13 protein-coding genes and 1 pseudogene are annotated in these 16,612 nt (G+C 59.5%); 8 read left to right on the top strand and 6 right to left on the bottom strand.

What is annotated here, in order from left to right; all coding sequences use genetic code 11:
- Positions 1-79: 79 nt before the first annotated feature.
- Positions 80-2,377 carry a PBP1A family penicillin-binding protein gene (locus AC2444_RS32635; RefSeq protein ID WP_128408059.1) on the bottom strand — a complete coding sequence of 766 codons (2,298 nt, stop codon included), beginning with the start codon at positions 2,375-2,377 and terminating at the stop codon, positions 80-82.
- 327 nt (positions 2,378-2,704) lie between these two features.
- On the opposite strand from AC2444_RS32635, the gene AC2444_RS32630 reads away from it, so the two are divergent.
- A complete protein-coding gene (locus tag AC2444_RS32630; protein ID WP_206615935.1) occupies positions 2,705-4,687 on the top strand; it encodes an AI-2E family transporter in 1,983 nt (660 codons plus the stop codon).
- A 275-nt stretch (positions 4,688-4,962) separates the two neighbouring features.
- On the opposite strand, the gene AC2444_RS32625 is transcribed toward AC2444_RS32630, so the two are convergent.
- The 3 genes and pseudogenes from AC2444_RS32625 to AC2444_RS32615 form a co-directional block, all read right to left on the bottom strand.
- Positions 4,963-5,169 carry a hypothetical protein gene (locus tag AC2444_RS32625; protein ID WP_245461267.1) on the bottom strand — a complete coding sequence of 69 codons (207 nt, stop codon included), beginning with the start codon at positions 5,167-5,169 and terminating at the stop codon, positions 4,963-4,965.
- Positions 5,170-6,257: 1,088 nt separating this feature from the next.
- Entirely contained in the window at positions 6,258-6,656 is a 399-nt protein-coding gene (locus tag AC2444_RS32620; RefSeq protein WP_128449770.1) for a low affinity iron permease family protein, read from the bottom strand.
- A 79-nt stretch (positions 6,657-6,735) separates the two neighbouring features.
- Positions 6,736-7,222, bottom strand: a pseudogene (locus AC2444_RS32615) (cysteine hydrolase family protein); the annotation flags it as partial.
- 832 nt (positions 7,223-8,054) lie between these two features.
- Between AC2444_RS32615 and AC2444_RS32610 the strand changes: the two are divergent.
- Together AC2444_RS32610 and AC2444_RS32605 are read left to right on the top strand one after the other, a co-directional pair.
- Positions 8,055-8,321 (top strand): hypothetical protein, encoded by a 267-nt coding sequence (locus tag AC2444_RS32610; RefSeq protein WP_128449771.1) that lies wholly within the window; start codon positions 8,055-8,057, stop codon positions 8,319-8,321.
- A 9-nt stretch (positions 8,322-8,330) separates the two neighbouring features.
- Positions 8,331-8,771, top strand: a complete 441-nt coding sequence (locus AC2444_RS32605) for a DUF421 domain-containing protein (RefSeq protein ID WP_128449772.1) — start codon at positions 8,331-8,333, stop codon at positions 8,769-8,771.
- Between the two features lie 780 nt (positions 8,772-9,551).
- Here the strand turns inward: AC2444_RS32605 and AC2444_RS32600 are convergent.
- Positions 9,552-10,127 (bottom strand): alpha-ketoglutarate-dependent dioxygenase AlkB, encoded by a 576-nt coding sequence (locus AC2444_RS32600; RefSeq protein WP_128449773.1) that lies wholly within the window; start codon positions 10,125-10,127, stop codon positions 9,552-9,554.
- A 151-nt stretch (positions 10,128-10,278) separates the two neighbouring features.
- The gene (locus AC2444_RS32595; RefSeq protein ID WP_128449780.1) at positions 10,279-10,728 is read right to left on the bottom strand and encodes a DUF2383 domain-containing protein; all 450 of its coding nucleotides are present in this window, start codon (positions 10,726-10,728) and stop codon (positions 10,279-10,281) included.
- Between the two features lie 881 nt (positions 10,729-11,609).
- Here AC2444_RS32595 and AC2444_RS32590 point away from each other — a divergent pair.
- The 5 genes from AC2444_RS32590 (at position 11,610) to AC2444_RS32570 (ending at position 16,263) form a co-directional block, all read left to right on the top strand.
- Positions 11,610-12,494: an MBL fold metallo-hydrolase gene (locus AC2444_RS32590; RefSeq protein ID WP_487762929.1), complete on the top strand. Its 885-nt coding sequence runs from the start codon at positions 11,610-11,612 to the stop codon at positions 12,492-12,494.
- 430 nt (positions 12,495-12,924) lie between these two features.
- Positions 12,925-13,287: a hypothetical protein gene (locus AC2444_RS32585; protein WP_487762928.1), complete on the top strand. Its 363-nt coding sequence runs from the start codon at positions 12,925-12,927 to the stop codon at positions 13,285-13,287.
- Between the two features lie 334 nt (positions 13,288-13,621).
- Entirely contained in the window at positions 13,622-14,149 is a 528-nt protein-coding gene (locus tag AC2444_RS32580) for a sigma-70 family RNA polymerase sigma factor (RefSeq protein ID WP_128450089.1), read from the top strand.
- A 361-nt stretch (positions 14,150-14,510) separates the two neighbouring features.
- Positions 14,511-15,512, top strand: a complete 1,002-nt coding sequence (locus AC2444_RS32575) for an SDR family oxidoreductase (protein ID WP_128450098.1) — start codon at positions 14,511-14,513, stop codon at positions 15,510-15,512.
- A 31-nt stretch (positions 15,513-15,543) separates the two neighbouring features.
- Positions 15,544-16,263 (top strand): DUF4336 domain-containing protein, encoded by a 720-nt coding sequence (locus tag AC2444_RS32570; protein ID WP_128450088.1) that lies wholly within the window; start codon positions 15,544-15,546, stop codon positions 16,261-16,263.
- Positions 16,264-16,612: the final 349 nt, after the last annotated feature.

Below are 16,612 nucleotides of genomic sequence, written 5' to 3'. Positions count from 1 at the left end.
CGCCGACAGGGTGATATTCGTGGAATCGGCCAACGACCTCGGCGTCCAGGAATCTTTCGAGGAAGCGCTTCGCTATGCATCACTTTTCGCAAAGCCGTCGGCCTCCGGAATATGGCTGGTAGGTACAATCGGACGGCCGAAAGGAGCGGTAGGCGCGCGAGCAGGCGGTGATGTTGCAGGACGGCGGCGCGCCTTGACCATTGTTTGCGTCTTCCGTCGATTGCACTCCACTCAGCGCGGATTCGGCCGTCGCCTCGCGCATGAAGTCCCGCCAAACATGCGCTGGCAGGGTGCCGCCCGTCACGCCCTTCATCGGCGTGTCATCATCATTGCCAACCCAGACCCCAACGACCAGCGCTTGCGTGAAGCCGACGAACCAGGCATCACGGTTGTTCTGGCTCGTGCCGGTCTTGCCGGCCGCGAACGTGCCAGGATCCGCTCCACGTCCAGTACCGCGCTCGACCACCAACTGCAGGAGGCCGATGAGATCCGACTGGTAGGGCGAAAGATCGACATTCGGCTTTGCTTGTGAGCCAACTCGAAACGCCTTGGGCTGCCCTGCCGCTTGAAAGTCGATGATGCCCCAGGGCCTGACAGGTGCCCTGCCGAGTTGGACGGACGCATAGGCGCTGGTGAGGTTGAGCAGATTGACCTCGGACGTGCCAAGCGCCAGGGACGGTGTGTTGGGCAGCGGCGCATCGATGCCGAGTTCGCGCGCCGCGGCAATCACATTGTCCAGACCGACCTCTTCGGCAAGCGCCACCGACGCGGCATTGAGCGATCGCGCGAACGCCTCGGCAAGCGTTACCCAGCCGCGATAGTTGCCACCGGAATTTTCCGGTGCCCAGCCGTCGATGTCGATTGGCGCGTCAAGAACCCGGTCGGACAAGGTGAGCCCGGCCTTCAATGCCGCGTAATAGACGAATAGCTTGAAGGTGGAACCCGGCTGGCGCATCGCGGTGACGGCGCGGTTGAACTGACTCGCCTTGTAGTCGTGGCCGCCAACCATCGCGACGACCGCGCCGTCGGGCGTCATCGCGACCAAAGCGGCCTGCGATGCTCCGACCGTCTTTCCTTCACTGTCGAGGGCTCGTTTCACGACCTTTTCGGCGATTTGCTGCAACCGGGGCACCAGCGTTGTGCGCACCGCAGTCGAACCGGGCGAGGAGCCGGCGATTTCGCTTGCTTGGGGTGAGATCCAATCGGCAAACCAGCTTCCGGAGCGTGGCGTGGGCGTCGTGGGTTGCAGCCTGGCGAAGCTCGTCTTGGCCTCCTCCAATTGTGGCGTGGTGATCTTGCCATTGGCCGCCATCGCGTCGAGAACGACCATGCTGCGTTGCCGGGCGCCTTCGAAATTGTCGATGGGATTCCATTGGCTCGGCGCCCGCAGCAAGCCAGCCAGCATGGCCGACTCCGACAGGGTGAGGCCCCCAATATCCTTGTTGAAATAGATGCGCGCGGCGGCGGGCATTCCGGTGGCGCCGGCGCCAAGATAGACGCTGTTGAGATAGCGCGTCAGGATTTCCCGCTTGCCGAGCTTCCACTCCAGCCAGACCGCGATCACAACCTCCTGTACCTTGCGCTTTATTGTTCGATCACTGTCGAGGTATTGCAGCTTGATGAGTTGCTGGGTGATCGTGCTGCCCCCCTCCACCACCGAGCCAGCCTCCAGGTTGCGCAGAAGCGCCCTCCCGATGCCCATGGGATCGATGCCAAAATGATCCATGAATCGGCGATCCTCGATGGAAAGGACCGCATCGATCAGATTGGGCGGAAACTGGTCGTATCGAGCATAGGGCCCTTGGTAAGGCCCCTGCCTCACCAACGGCGCGCCGTCGGCGGTTTCCAGCACCACGATCGGCTTCAACGTTCCATCCCGGATTTCGCTCCAGGGCACGTCCTTGAGGGCCCACAACAGCACGCTGCATACGAGGAGGCAGACAAGCAAGGCCGACCCCATAGCGAATTTCCACCAGTTCGCCGGAAGCCATCGGCGTCGGCGACTTTCGCGCGGCTTGGAACCCCGATCGCGAATGCCGCGCCCGGCTTTGGCCAGAGCAGTCGTCATCCATTTGGCGGGAGCTGATATGGTTTCCAGCCGCATCGACCGCCTTAGCTTCGTTGTCAAAAACGAAGCCATCGTCTTGGTCTTCGCCAAAGCAGAACTTGCCGCCAAATCGTGGCGTAGCGCGCGTAATAGATTGCTCGCAGCCTGTCGAGTTTGCACGAAGGTTCCGTGGGGGAATTGCGGGTTGTCGCCTTGGGTGGTTCCTGGCGGATCCGGGGCGGCCGCTTGCGTCGCTGAATCTGCTGGCTGAATGCGACCCGTGCTGGAGTTGCCAAGGCTTTCGCCGGAAGATTCGGGAGGATTTGGCATCGGTTACCGCTAAAAGGCCAACGTGGCTTGAACCTTATAGCCGGGCGATGCCGAGTGTTCTACCGTAAAAGGTCCCAATGGCTCGGAGCGGGATTGCAGGAATGGTGCTGCGCCCATTGCCTGCAGCGGTAGAAGCGCACGCAACAGCACGAGTGGCTAAAAGGAACTGGCCCGCAGCAAGGTGCGATCAGCAACATAGCCCAACGACGCGGGGCTGTTTTTCGGAGCGTATGCCCTAAAGACCGTCGAAGGAGGTCCGTCACACCATTGCCGAGGCCGATCTGCGCCCTAATTTCCAAAGTCTTGGCGAGAGCGACCGACACATCGATGTCTTCGAGCGACGCCAAGATCACGGAGGCGGAATTGGAAAATGACCTCGGTCCCCGCCGCGTCTATTCGACCTCGCCATCCGCCCCTTCACGCATGCCTGCCTTCGCGAGTGTACTCGCTGTTATTGCCATTCTGTATTTCGGCAAGGAAGTACTTCTTCCTCTAGCAATCGCAGTCCTGTTGACGTTTGCGTTGGCTCCCATCTCCTCTCGTCTTCGAAAACTTGGGATGCCGCGTATTCCGGCGGTAATCGTCACCGTCGTGATCGCTTTTCTTGTTCTCGTCCTGTTCGGGCTTGTCGTAGCGGGACACGTAGCCGAAGTCGCCCAGAACCTTCCTGCCTACCAAGGCAACATCATAGCAAAAATTCGGTCTCTCCAGGAAAGTGGAACGGATAGCGGTATTGTGCGGCGCCTGACATCAGTCGTTGAGAGCGTCGGTCGTGAGCTCAGCAACGCTGAGCAGCGCCCAGGTGCTCCAGGTACCGGATCAAGACCAAGGGAGCCCGTGCTCGTTGAGATATTCGCGCCTAGTAGACCAATTGAAACGCTTACTAGCCTGATTGGTCCTCTGCTTGGCCCCATCGCTTCATTGGGCTTGATCATCGTCGTCGTAATATTCATGCTTTTAGAGCGGGAAGAGCTTCGCGATCGCTTTATCCGGCTCGTTGGCTATGGCGATCTGCATCGCACAACAGAAGCCATCCAGGAGGCAGGTAGCCGCGTCGCGCGGTATCTTCTTATGCAGCTGGTGGTCAACTGCGCCTACGGTGTCCCATTGGCGCTCGGACTATGGGCGGTTGGCATTCCAAATCCAGCGCTCTGGGGGATGCTAGCCATCGTCCTTCGATTTGTCCCTTATATCGGGCCTGTAATCGCGACGGTTCTGCCGCTGTTCCTGGCCTTTGCAGTTGACCCTGGCTGGAGCCTTGTTCTCTGGGTTGGGGCCATCTTCCTTGTGCTGGAATTGACCAGCAACAACGTCATCGAGCCCTGGCTCTATGGTTCTCGTACCGGCCTCTCTCCGCTGGCAATCATCGTCGCGGCGATTTTTTGGGCATGGCTGTGGGGACCAGTCGGTCTTGTGCTGTCCACGCCGCTGACCGTGTGTCTCGCAGTGTTGGGCCGGTATGTCCCGCAGTTCGAGTTCCTCGAGGTCGTTTTTGGTAGTGACCCTGTGCTCGATCCCAAGGAGCGGCTATACCAGCGGCTTCTTGCCGGCGATCCCGATGAGGCGACCGATTACGCTGAGGAATTCCTCGAGGAGGACTATCTGGAGGATTACTATGGCAAGGTTGCCATTCCCGCCCTTCTGCTCGCGGAGAAGGATAGGCGTCGAGGCGTCTTGACCGCGGAGCAGATGGAACAGGTGTTCGGGACCGCCATCACGCTGGTCTCGAATCTCGCGGAAATCGCGCAGGAAGAAGAGCAGGAAGAGGAAGAGGAACAGAAGGAAGCGGCAGGTCGTCCCAGCCACCCCAAGGAAGGGAATGGCGATGAAAGCGAACTACCTGACGGACGGGGCAAGACCGTCTTTTGCGTCGGAGGCAGGGGCCCGCTCGACGACGCGTCGGCTGCGATGCTTGCCCAGATACTTCAGGTACAGGGAGCCGAGGTGGTCGCAGCGAGGCATTCCGACATCCCCAATCGCCGCGCCATGAGCCTCGTTCCGAAACAATCGAACGCCATCGTAGTTTGTTTCCTCAATGAGGACTCGACAAGGCACGCCACCATACTTGTTCGTCGGTTCAAGCGCATATACCCAGCCATTCGCGTCGGCGCGGTCCTTTGGGTGGAAAACCAAAAGGAAAGGCAACCGCCCGCGCTTGGGGAGGCGGATTTCGTTGCCACAACCTTGACCTCGGCTGCCCGCGAGGCACTCGCCGATGCACCACCATCATTGGTGACGACCGCGCGCAAGATTCGTACCCGGCGGTCCTCGAACAAGACAGGCATAGCCGCCGCGCGCTCCGGGATTTAGAGGCAATGGGTGTTCAGGGGCCGGTCAGAGCCCATGGAGCATCACATGAATTGCTCATTCACGGGTTGGAGCCTCCAACCGTCACCGAGGATGTTCTTGTCGTCCGCCGTAAAGATCAGAGGAGCTCCACCCGGACGGTGACGTCCCGATGCTGTCGATCGCGGCATCTTGTTCCTGTGGCGTCGTTATCAGCTCAAGATAGCGATGCGATCACTCGACTTGCAAGCTGGGACACCTGACGCGGGATCGCTATGGCAAATCCGCTGAATTTCTCTCTATGCTTCGCCACATACGCCGGATGCGACCACAGCCTCGCGTTCCCAGGCAAGGGGATCCAATCCATCTGTTTCGAAAAGTGTCTTGAGCTCCGACGGCACCTTGTGCAAAACAAGGATCCGATAGTCGTCGGTCAGCGAAATCAGATGCATATCGAAGAGCCGGTGCACGGCGCCGGAAAGCGCGATGTTCGTTCTGGACGACATCCGGGCCGCCTTTGTTAACCGGCACATGTGTGCAGCCTGCGCTTCGGACTTGCCGCCGCCATTGACGATCCGCAGTCCGGTGATCGCGCATCGGCTGTCGTGGGCGTCGCAGGCCTTCCGCCGGAAGCTGGCCGGATTTTGCGGTTCATAAGGATCTGTTCGATACGCGACCTGCTCCTCCCCTTCGATCCGCGGGCCGCGGCCCTGGGTCTCCGGCCCACCGCTGATGTCGATCTTGCAGGGAGACGCTTGAAGAGGCAGCGACGCTACTTACCGCCAGTCGACCAGCGCGCTTGCCATTGTCGATGATTTAAATGAGAGTCCTCGGCGTGGCCCTCGAGGCCTGGGCAGCCTGCCATGATCGGAGAACGCCGTGCCTCTGAAAAACATTTTGGCCGCAGCAGCAATCGTCTTCATGACACTCTCGGGATGCGCGACGAGCGGATCGGACAACACGACCTATGCACAGCCGCAGGGGATTGGCCCAGTTCGCGGCGATATTGGCGGTTACTAGCCCATCGACGCCACTGAGCTCCGCACTTTTCCCGGCAAAATCAGTTCATCGTTCATTCTGATTTTGATTGTCGCCCCTTTGACGTGGAGCTTCTCTCCGCGAGCTGGGTGCCGTGATCGCTCTCCTGTGGCATGTCCAGGATCGCTCAAACCATCAGGTATCGGCTCGTCCCGCTGTCGCCACGGATCAACAGGAACCATATCGAGACAACATCACTCCCACACAGGTGTCGCTCCAAATCGTGGATTGGACTGACAACAAAATTGCCTCATGCATCAGACTCTATCCTTCCGCATTTGATCCTGCTGCCCCAGCCTTCTGATGCCGCTGGTATGCGGATGGTATTTGCGGCAGCGGTCGAGCTGGGCCGCGCCGAGATCTTCCCCCGCCACCTCTATCCGCCGAACTCGAGCCCCGCGCGCCAAGAGAAGCCACCATCACGATCTGCGAAGAGACAAATGTTCGCAGGCGGTGTTTCCTCGGCCACGGCGTTCGGCTTTCAAAGTCGTGTACGCCTACTGTTCAAGGATGCGCTCCGGCGGCCCGCTGGGAGCGCTGGCGGCCCATGAGAGCGTCACACCGATGCTTGGCCACGCTCTGCCTTTTCGTCCGCGGCGTCCTCGACGCATTCGGCTTTTTCGGCGAGTGTCCTGCTCATCTCGCGCAAAGATTCCTCATCAAGCTTTTCAATCCCAACGAACTTGTTCTGAGCCTGCGATGTCAGAATGAGCTCGTCGAGCTTGGCCTGCAGAGCCTTGCCATCTCTATTCTGTGAGTTCTGCAGGACGAAGACCATCAGGAACGTGATGATAGTCGTCGACGTGTTGATCACGAGCTGCCATGTTTGGGAATAGCCGAAGAAAGGCCCGGAGATCGCCCAGACGAGAACAAGGGTCACGGCGATCACGAAGGCGCCGGGCCTGCCCGACAGGTCCGCGATGGACGTCGCGAATTTTGAGAAGATCTTGGACATGATGAACTCCTGTAGGCCGCATCAAGATAACGCGGCGGCGGTTGAAGCAGTTCCTCATGAGAGGCGGGCCACGAACGCCCGTTAGAAACGCAGCCGTCTCCATGATCTCCAACTGAACCGGAAAGCGGTCTCCGAGCAGCGTCAGCGATGCGTCCTGTGTCTCGTCGGCACCGCTGCAGACGGCGTCCTTGAGAAGGATAACGCGATAGCCGAGATCGATGGCGCCGAAGATCGCGGCTGTGACGCAGACATCGGTCTCGCCGCCGGTCACGACGAGCGTTTCGACAACATCAATCCGCAGGTGAGCGTCTAGTCTTCCGTCCACCCACGGCGAATAGGTTGGTTTGTCGAAGACCCGAGCGGGCGGAACGAGCCGGCGCAGCTCTGGCAGAATGTCGACGAGCTCGGCGTGAAGATGCTCCGCTGTCATCATCCACCATTTCTCGTAATAGGCACGCCACATGCCACGTCCGCCGTCCGATGCGGCGGCGGCATTAACCGCGTGAAATCGTCCTCTCCGGGTAACACGTGGCGAGTTCGACAATCGCAGGAAAAACCCTCTCCATCCAGCCAACATGCCACGGCGTATCCTAGGCGAACATTCGCTGCATGTCGACGCACAAGTGGATCCAGCCGCTTTCCATGAAAGCCTCCTTTCGCGGAAACCCCAGGGCCCTTCTGGGTTCCAGCCACGGACGAAGTGGGATCTATCGCGACCGGCGATAAACGTGTTTAAAGCGAATTGCACTCGCCGCGCATCTACGACCCGAGGTGGCGTTCGGCCGATACTGGAACCGCACCGGTGAGTCGGGCGATCCTCGCGGTCATCGCTCTCGCCCCTCGGTGCGATCGCCGCCTGGATCGGTGGTGCCGTCGGCACGACGCACATCGTCCGCGACGAGGACGCCCACGTGAGGGCGGCCCTCGGTTGTTCGGTGGCGCTTCGTCAACGGGCGTGCGTGGCCCGCGTGAAGCCCCGAGAGCTCGAGGTCCCCACCGAATATCTAGGCTGGAACAAATGGGTCTGGAGGGCATTGTTTCGTGACTCCGCAACCGAGGGCGGCACTACCGCCGTGCCGGAGAATTCACGCGACCGCCATCAGCACCCAGGTCGCGCTCATTCTAAGATGCCAAGGATGAAGGTTAGTCTTGAAAGCTGCAAAATCAGCACGTGCGCCGGCAAAACCCGCCTTACCCGAGGGCGTACAGGATCACGGTCCTTTTCAGCGCCGCTTTTGGGCGGCGCAAAGGATCGCCTGGTTGGTCTTCGCGTTGATATTGCTCGCCTGCCTCCTCGGTCTGCTTGGCCGAGGTGGCCCCTTCTCAAGGCATCGGATCGCGCTTCCAGCCGGCACGCTGGAACTCCCGGCGATCTCCAGGTGGAACGCTCCTGACGAAATGCGGGTGACGCTCGCTCCTTCGCCGGGAGACCAGACGCTCTTCGTCGATGCACGCTTTCTCGAGGTCTTTTCGATTGAGGGTGTTGACCCGCCGCAAAAGGCCACAGTGCAGCGGAATGGCCGTATCGGTTACGTTTTCGCGGCCGATCCGTCGGCGCCCGCGAAAATCGTCTTCCGCCTACACACCGAGCAGGTCGGACCGCGGTCCTACTTCGCTGGTATCGGCAACGATGTGTCCGAGCGGACAACTGTAATTCTGCCTTAGGGAGGCTTCATGGACGCCGTCTTTCGCGGGCTCGCGATTTACTTCACGCTGCTGATCATTACCCGGCTGTCAGGACGCCGCACGCTCGCGCAGATGACGCCGTTCGACCTGGTGATCGTCCTTGTCATATCCGAGACCACGCAGCAGGCGATGCTCGGCGACGACTTTTCCATCACTAACGCCGTCCTGCTGATCCTTACTCTGTTCACCACCGACATCGGCCTGTCCTACGTCAAACGTTGGTGGAAACAAGCGGGCCATGTGATCGACGGCGTGCCTACCATCCTCGTGACGGATGGCGTTTACGATCGCGAAGCGCTTGGGGGATGCCGTCTTGACAGCGAGGACGTGATGGAGGCGGCCCGCAGCCAGGGCATCGAGTCCGTGAAGGATATCAAGTTCGCAATCCTCGAAGTCAGCGGCAACATCAGCATCGTGAAGAAGAACTGACGACTACGACGCCATCTGTCGCAGGGTCTGTGATCCACCGCGCGTTGTAAGGCTTCGGATAGGAGACGCCCTTTCGGGTAGTCACCGAGGTCAGGCACCTTCTCCCCGAAACAACCATTCGATCGGAGGCCAGCGATCGCGCACCGCGGCTGCAAGCATCAGTCCGTCCATCGAGCCTGGCGTGTGATGTCCGTCGACATGATCCTGATATCAGGGACTTCCCGAGGAAGACGAATTGCCTCGTCCGCGCTTCAAGCCTCAACCGTCGGACCAGCGTCTTCGACCATATCGATCACCATCATCAGCGGAAGCGGCTCGTCCTCCACGATTGGTGCTCTTCTCTTCATGCCGACGCTCTCGCGACTCCACTGATCGCGAATGATGACTTCCTTGCCTTCCCAAGTCCAATATTGAAAAGGACAACTCGAAGCTAACCCCGTCATGGCGATAATCTGGCCTGCGTCGAGCCCCCTCTTGTTCCTGCTGCGGGCGGACAATGGCGGCGAAGGCGGCACTTTATCGCTATTGCTCCTAATGAAGTAGACGGAAGTTACATGCTGGCTCTGTTTGGCGCTGGCCTTACTCCGGCTTGCGTTAGCGCGCTTCGACGCGGAAGTAGGCACCTTCCCGCGCTGATGCCATGGTTCGACGCGCCCCGGAACGCGCGGCGGCTTAAATAATCAAACCAGGTGCGCAAGGCAACGACCACGACGAGATATGGATATTGCTTGGGCTTGCTGTCGTGTCGGTTGCCTTTTGTCGGTCGCAACTCAACATCGATCAGCCTATTTCCCTGAAGGTGATCGAATAGCGAAGTGTGTCGACCGGCGGAATGGAGTGCTCCCACTCGTTTCGGGCCGGCCCCGACAGGAGATATGCCGACCCGGGCTCTACCCTGAGCGAGAAGCGCTCCCACTTGGCGCCAGCCCGCCGTCTCAATCTGAAGGTGCATGGGGCCAACAGCGACACACCGACAACCCTGCCAAATACCTTTTTGTCCCTGTGCCATCCAATCGGCGCGCCTTGGGCATATTCGGTGATCAAGGCTTGCTGCAGTTGGTTGGCCTCGATCCCGGCGAAACCGGCGGCGAGCGCACGGACAGGAAGAAGGAAATCTGGGATATCCTCGGCCGGCCTCATCCGTTCCGTCTCGAAGTCGTACTTCCAGCCGAAGGAGACGACCCTTCTTTTGCCCTCGAAGCCGTGGAAATCGAAAGGCTTAAGCGGCAGCGAAGAAACATATTCGAGAAGGCGAGACTGTTCGAAGTCCGGAACAACGGCAGCTTCGTAGCGGAAGCCTTCAGGAAGCTCCACTTCCGATGCGGCAAACAGGTCTCCTTGCTGCAATGGTTTCATGAAAAACTTCGGTAATTCGTATAGAAAGGGAATTGAACTCGTGGAGCGCGGAGGAAATCTCCTCGCGCCCTCATCTCAGTATAGAGCCCACGGTAGTTCATGGCGTTGCTCGTCGTGGCACCGGTTTTCATCGCGCTGAAGCTTTGCCGGGTCACAACGCCTTCGCGGTCATGTCCATCCAAGCACGGTGCCGTTCCTCGTCCTGGTGCGCCTTCATGAAAAACGCTTTCGAGGCGGGGATGGCGTCTTCGTGACGTGATGCTCGCTCGTAGGCGGTCACGGTATCATCTTCATTCGTTTTCATCGCCTTGAGAATGGCGGCATCCCCCATCAGATCGGCGAGGGCGATCTTGCCGGTCGTCAGCATCTCCTTCATGTCGCCCCGCGTCGGTGCCTGGATCCCAAGTTCGCGCGCCATCTCGTTTAGTACTTCGAGATGCTGCAGGTGGTCCTGCTTGAAGCTGGTGATCTTTGTCGCGAACTGCTTGTCGTCGAGACGCTCTATGCAGGAATCATACGCGGCGATCGCATCATACTCGAGATAGATTAGATCCTTGACCAAACCCTTGATGTCGGATTCGTTGCCTACCATCGTTACCATGTCGTCCTCCATTTGCTGGTTGAGAAGGCCAAACCCTCCGCGCGGATTGTTGTTCCCTTGACGCGATTGTAAGGGTGAGCCGCGTTCTTGCCATTTCGCCGTGGTAAGTCGAGGGCCGAAGCGCATTCGGCCCCAATCGGCGAACGGGGGGCGCCTCTTGATTCCGAGCCGCCTGAGCAAGAATTCCCCCGAATGCGGTCGGCGAGCTGACGCCCGAGGAAAAATCCCCGGTGCCGAGAATTCGACGGACCAAGTCTCGTTAGGAGCTGTCATGCGAGGACCAGAACCGCGACCATTGCAACCGCGGACGTCATGCCCGCCGCGGTAAGCGCGCTGGTCGCGAGTTGGAAGATCCAGCCCGGTTCCGAATGCCTGATCCCTACCTATGCCAACGGCCGCGCTCGGGCTGGCGCCAATCCAGCATAAGTGGGTGATAGTTCCAAATAGCACGGGCATGTTCGTCAGGTTGGCAAAAGTACTCATATAAGGCTCCGCCGCGTGCGCTGCCTCCAGAGGGTCATACCGAGCGCGGCAGCACATAGGGCGTATTTCTCGATCGAGCCGTAATTGCTAGCGGCAGGCCGTCGGTGCGAAATGCGACAAGCACGCTCTGAATCGAAACTCCAAACCCGCGGATTTTGCTGGCGTTACACCAGATGTCACACCAAATGCGGCGACCGCGGCCCGGCTCGCGCGAACACGGATCAGGGTGATCGACGCGGATAGAACATGTAAACTCTCCTTTGTTGGGAAGCCCCAAACACTTGTATCCGTGCCGGTTCCCTTCGGACTTTTCGGTTTTCGAGAAGAAGCATGGTTGCCCAGCGCCAGGGAACTTCTCCCTCGTCGCGGAGTTCGTTGCGCTCACGAAGGAGATCTTGATGGTTGTTCAGCTTTCACTTGAGACCGACGATATTGCGCCGACTGCGGAAAGCGCGTCTGGAGCACGGGTCTTTGCACCTGATCTGGCATACCGCCTGATGTCGATCGTCAATGTGATTTTCCACGGCGACCCTGCAAAGGGTAATGACTGGGTGTTGATCGACACCGGTCTGCCGACGTCGAAGAATACAATCGTCGAGACGGCGGAAGCCCGGTTCGGACGAAATACACGCCCGTCTGCGATCGTCATGACGCATGCCCATTTCGACCACGCCGGCTCCCTGGAGGGGCTCGCGGAGCATTGGGACGTTCCAGTCTACGCGCATCCTCTCGAGTTTCCATATTTAAACGGACAAGCCTCTTATCCGCCGGCCGATGCCTTTGTCGGCGGTGGCGCGATGGCGCTGTTGTCGCCTCTCTTTCCACGCTCCCCCGTCGATGTGGGTCGGTGGCTGAAGATGCTGCCGCCGGATCGGAGTGTACCAGCCATGCCGGGATGGGAGTGGCTGCATACGCCAGGGCACACGCCGGGTCACATCTCGTTGTGGCGTGAAAGTGACCGCACCTTGATAGCCGGCGACGCGATCGTCACGACAGGCCAGGAATCCGTCTATGAGGTTATGACGCAAAAACCGGAGATGCACGGGCCACCGCGCTACCTGACACCCGATTGGGACGAGGCCGAACGCTCGGTCGTCATGCTGGCTAGTCTGGAACCGGAACTGGTCATCACGGGGCACGGCCAGCCGGTTCGGGGCGAACACATGCGTGCGCGTCTCCACGAGCTTGCCGCGAATTTTTCAGCAATTGCCGTGCCTGAGGGACGACCGTATGCGCTCGACCCGGCAAAGCCTGGCAAGAGCGGAAACGACGCCTACCGGTAGACCGATAGTCTCACGTTGATGATCGACCAGGGGAGAAAGAAGGAATGGCAAGTCAAGATGATGTCATCGGCCGACGCGCTAATCGGATCCGGGGAGCAGCGGGCCGACCGGCCGGAAAGCAGTCTGAGCACTGTCGGGCGGCGGAGGAACGGCCCAGCGCGGGACCCTCTGAAACCTTAGCTGCACCCCCAGTCATTTCTGACCATGGTGATAGCCAGCGTGAGCTAGAGTTTGATGAGCATGCCATTGCTCATCCTGAAGACCGGCCCGACCTTCAGGTCGTTAAAACAGGGGCCGCGACCTTCGTGAGCAAGGCAGGTGAGCGAATACGGCGAAGGCCTTCGGTCAAGTAAGTTCGCTTTGCTTGAAAGGTGAATTGGTTCAACAGCGAGCCGACGCGAGAGGACGCTTGCGAATTGGGAGGACCACGATGACGACACCGCTCGGACGCGTTCGGGGTTTGGGATCCGCGAAGGGAGGCACCCGGCCTTACGTTCTCAAACAAGCATCGGGTTTGGCATTGGGCATCTTGACCCCTTATTTGATCGGGATCGGGATCTATCTGCTTGGAAGAGATCGCGACTTTGTCGTTGCTTCGATCGGCAGCTTCTGGATTGGCCCCGCCCTCCTCGCCTTCATTCTTCTCAGCGCCGTCCACATGGATATCCCGGACGATCATCGAAGACTACGTCCATGGACACATGAGAAAGCTCGTCCTTCTGTTTCTGAACTCGGCCTTCACCTGGCTGGTCTGTCTACTCTGTCTCTTCGCCATCCTCAGGATGATGTTTGAAGCTGCACAGCAATAGGCACTGTCAACACCATCGTGCCGAGATCGGCGCGGATCTTGAGAGACACAGAAAACTTGGGAACAAGACGCGGATGCTGACTTTCCAGCCTCTGCTCTTGAAACGGGCGGGATCCGCGGATCGGTCATGTGGAGAGCGTCTGGTCGTCTGAGGCTTTAGAAGTGACAGAATGGCAGACACAGGCATCCTCATTAGCCGCTCTTGGTGAATGCACGCATTCCCGCCCGCGAACGGCCTGTACGTTACCGCACTGTTCCCGGGAGCGTCGGAACGCGTAGCTGCCATGCACATTCTTCCTGAGCCCCAAGGAGAGAGAACATGAGCGGACTGACTGGAACAGGTGCCACCCTCGAACAGGATATCGTCGCGTTGATGCCGGCCGTGCGCCGGTTCGCGATGAGGTTGGAGCGGCCCGCGACAGACGCGGACGATCTGACGCAGGATACGATGGTCAAGGCGCTGGCCCAGGTCGATCAATTTCAGCCCGGGACCAACGTAAAATCCTGGTTGTTCACGATTGCCCGCAACACCTACTGCACGAAATACAGGATGCGCCGGAGATATACGCTCCATGCCGACATGGAAGTAGCTGGTTCCGGACAGGCAGTACAGTCCACTCAGGAATGGTCTTTACGGAGGGGCGAGGTCGACAAAGCCATTTCATCTCTCGACGTTGACAAGCGCCGGGTGTCGCTGATGGCGATAAGTGGCGAAAGCTATAAGGACATCGCCGGGGCATGCGGATGTGGACTCGGAACGATCAAGAGCCGCATTGCGCGTGCGCGGGCCGCGGTGATCGCGACTTTGGGGGAAACTACAGCCGCGGGAGCCGTCGCGGCGAGGTGATCTGCCATCGCGATTTAAGGGACCAAAAGCCGCCGGGCCCAAAGGCCCGCTTCTTCAGAAACGGGAACCAACGCCTCGTGTTAAAGCTTTGCAAAGGCCAGAGAGGGATACGTGAGGGAAGTCATGCGCTTCATACCGACGATGCTCAAGGCAACCGCCGACCACGACATCGGCCTAAAGGTCGTATTGGCCGCATTAGATCATGGACGCTGATGCCGCAGCTCTCAAGGACGCATGCCACGATTTCGAAGCCAAATATGGCATCGAAGCCTTCCTCTATACTAGGCCGCGATCATGCACGATCGTCTCGGCGCCCTTGGCCTGAACGTCACGTTCGATGATGAAGAAGGTGGAGATCCAAATGAAGACCCAAAAGAAAGTGGTGGTGATCACCGGAGCCTCCAGCGGCATCGGGCAAGCGACTGCTGAGGCTTTCGCGCGAGAGGGCGCCAATCTCGTGATTGCCGCCCGAAACGCAGTAGCACTTCAGGCCGTGGCCAACACCTGTCGTGGACTGGGCGCCGATGTTATCGTCGTTCCCACAGATGTCACCGATGCCCAACAGGTAAAGGCGCTCGCCGAAGCAGCGCTTGGCGTTGGCCCAATCGACGTGTGGGTGAGCAACGTCGGCGTCGGCGCCGTCGGCAAGTTCCAGGACACCCCGATCGAGGCGCACGAGCAGGTGATCCGTGCCAATCTGATCGGTCACATGAACGACGCCCACGCCGTGCTGCCGATTTTTCTCGAACAGGACCACGGCGTGTTCATCAACATGATCTCGCTGGGCGGTTTCGCAGCAGCCCCTTACGCCACCGCCTACAGTGCCAGTAAATTCGGTTTGAAAGGATTTTCTGAGGCGCTCAGGGGCGAACTGGCGAACCATCCCAATATACATATTTGCGATATCTATCCGGCTTTCATGGATACACCTGGGATCAGCCATGGCGCCAACTACACGGGTCGGAAGTTATCGGCGCCGCCGCCGGTCTACGACGCACGCAAGGTCGCCGACGCGGTCGTCAGGGTTTCCCGGCATCCAAAAGTGACAACGACGGTCGGTGCAACCGCTGACCTGATACGCGTCGGACATTTTTTCGCTCCACGCTTGAGCGCACGACTCATGAACTGGTTCATGACGACCTACTTCAGACAGGCTGACTCCAGGCCTATGACGGATGGCAACCTCTTCGCTCCATCAACGCGGCCAGGCGGTATCGATGGCGGTTTGCGATCACGCACGCAACGGGTGGCGCTGGGTGCGGTGGCGGCGACGGTAGCGGTCGGGCTCGGTCTTTTCGCGGTTGCGAATACCTACAACCGAAACAGCCGTCGTATACAAGGGCGATATCGACGCGGAATTTAATCGCGTTCGTTTATGACCGTGCGAGGATCGCATGACGATTTACCCGCCTCTCGATATCCTGAAGCCTATCGGCCAGGGCATCTGGATCGTTGACAGCGGCCCCCTTCACGCTGGTGGCGTCATCCCCTTGCCGGTCCGAATGACGATCATGCAGCTGGCCGACGGCAGCACGCTCCTCCACTCGCCCACCCGCTTCGACCAAGTCCTCCGACTGGAGATCGAACGAGTTGGCCCCATCCGGCATATCGTCGCGCCAAACAGCGCGCACTGGAGGTTCGTCAAGGACTGGAAGGGACGCGTCCCCGAAGCCCTTGTCTGGGCAGCGCCCGGCTTGAGGCAGCGTCGCCAGGTCAAGAAGGCGCGCATTCCATGGCACGGCGATCTTGGCGACGCATCCCAAGCTCACTGGACCGCGGATATCGATCAAATCGAGGTGCCGGGCATCGGTGGGTTCAGCGAGGTCTGCCTCTTTCACCGGAACAGCCAGGCCCTGGTGGTTACCGACCTGATCCAAAACCTCGATGATCACCAGCAATCCCCATGGATGCGGCTCTTCTCATCGCTTGTCGGCGCGCGGGAGAGAGCGCTAATCTACCTTCGAGCCGTGGTCCAGTTGAGAGGCGAGCCCGCGAAGGCGGCGGCCCGGCGGCTGGTGGCGCTGGAGCCGAAGCTGGTGATCTTCAGCCATGGACGATATATCGATCAAGACGCTCCTGCGCGACTGCGAAAGTCCCTTGATTGGCTGGTCTAGCCAGCCTTGGCGCCGGCCAATGACACACCTGCGCGCGACCAGCTACTGGCGAATTCCTCGAGCTTCCGGAATGGCAGTGTCTGTGGTAGCCTCTGATGGGTACGATCAAATTGGCACGCTTGGCCGGCAAGGAAAGATCCTCGCCAAGCCCGGCATTCGATCGGTTTCGATCCGCCAGCTGTCTGACAAACCAGCCGCTCGGCCAGCTGTTAGTCGAACAGGAAATTCGGAGCTGCGCGGAGGCTTCGTCGCTTCCACGGCAATTGGCGAGAACAGAGCGGCGTTCCTTCCACATGTGCAGCGATGTCGGCCAGCGCGAAGAACTTGCGGCGCGGGTGTGCCCAGCAAA

This window comes from Rhizobium sp. WSM1328 (assembly GCF_057653715.1).
The sequence above is the reverse complement of the archived record's forward strand: the minus strand, read 5'-3'. Positions and strand labels throughout refer to the sequence as shown.

Coding starts and splice junctions, on each gene's coding strand:
- AC2444_RS32625 (WP_245461267.1), bottom strand. CDS start 5,169: ATGTCGTCCAGAACGAACATCGCGCTTTCCGGCGCCGTGCACCGGCTC.
- AC2444_RS32620 (WP_128449770.1), bottom strand. CDS start 6,656: ATGTCCAAGATCTTCTCAAAATTCGCGACGTCCATCGCGGACCTGTCG.
- AC2444_RS32630 (WP_206615935.1), top strand. CDS start 2,705: ATGTCTTCGAGCGACGCCAAGATCACGGAGGCGGAATTGGAAAATGAC.
- AC2444_RS32600 (WP_128449773.1), bottom strand. CDS start 10,127: ATGAAACCATTGCAGCAAGGAGACCTGTTTGCCGCATCGGAAGTGGAG.
- AC2444_RS32595 (WP_128449780.1), bottom strand. CDS start 10,728: ATGGTAACGATGGTAGGCAACGAATCCGACATCAAGGGTTTGGTCAAG.
- AC2444_RS32605 (WP_128449772.1), top strand. CDS start 8,331: ATGGACGCCGTCTTTCGCGGGCTCGCGATTTACTTCACGCTGCTGATC.
- AC2444_RS32570 (WP_128450088.1), top strand. CDS start 15,544: ATGACGATTTACCCGCCTCTCGATATCCTGAAGCCTATCGGCCAGGGC.
- AC2444_RS32585 (WP_487762928.1), top strand. CDS start 12,925: ATGACGACACCGCTCGGACGCGTTCGGGGTTTGGGATCCGCGAAGGGA.
- AC2444_RS32635 (WP_128408059.1), bottom strand. CDS start 2,377: ATGCCAAATCCTCCCGAATCTTCCGGCGAAAGCCTTGGCAACTCCAGC.
- AC2444_RS32590 (WP_487762929.1), top strand. CDS start 11,610: ATGGTTGTTCAGCTTTCACTTGAGACCGACGATATTGCGCCGACTGCG.
- AC2444_RS32575 (WP_128450098.1), top strand. CDS start 14,511: ATGAAGACCCAAAAGAAAGTGGTGGTGATCACCGGAGCCTCCAGCGGC.
- AC2444_RS32610 (WP_128449771.1), top strand. CDS start 8,055: ATGCGGGTGACGCTCGCTCCTTCGCCGGGAGACCAGACGCTCTTCGTC.
- AC2444_RS32580 (WP_128450089.1), top strand. CDS start 13,622: ATGAGCGGACTGACTGGAACAGGTGCCACCCTCGAACAGGATATCGTC.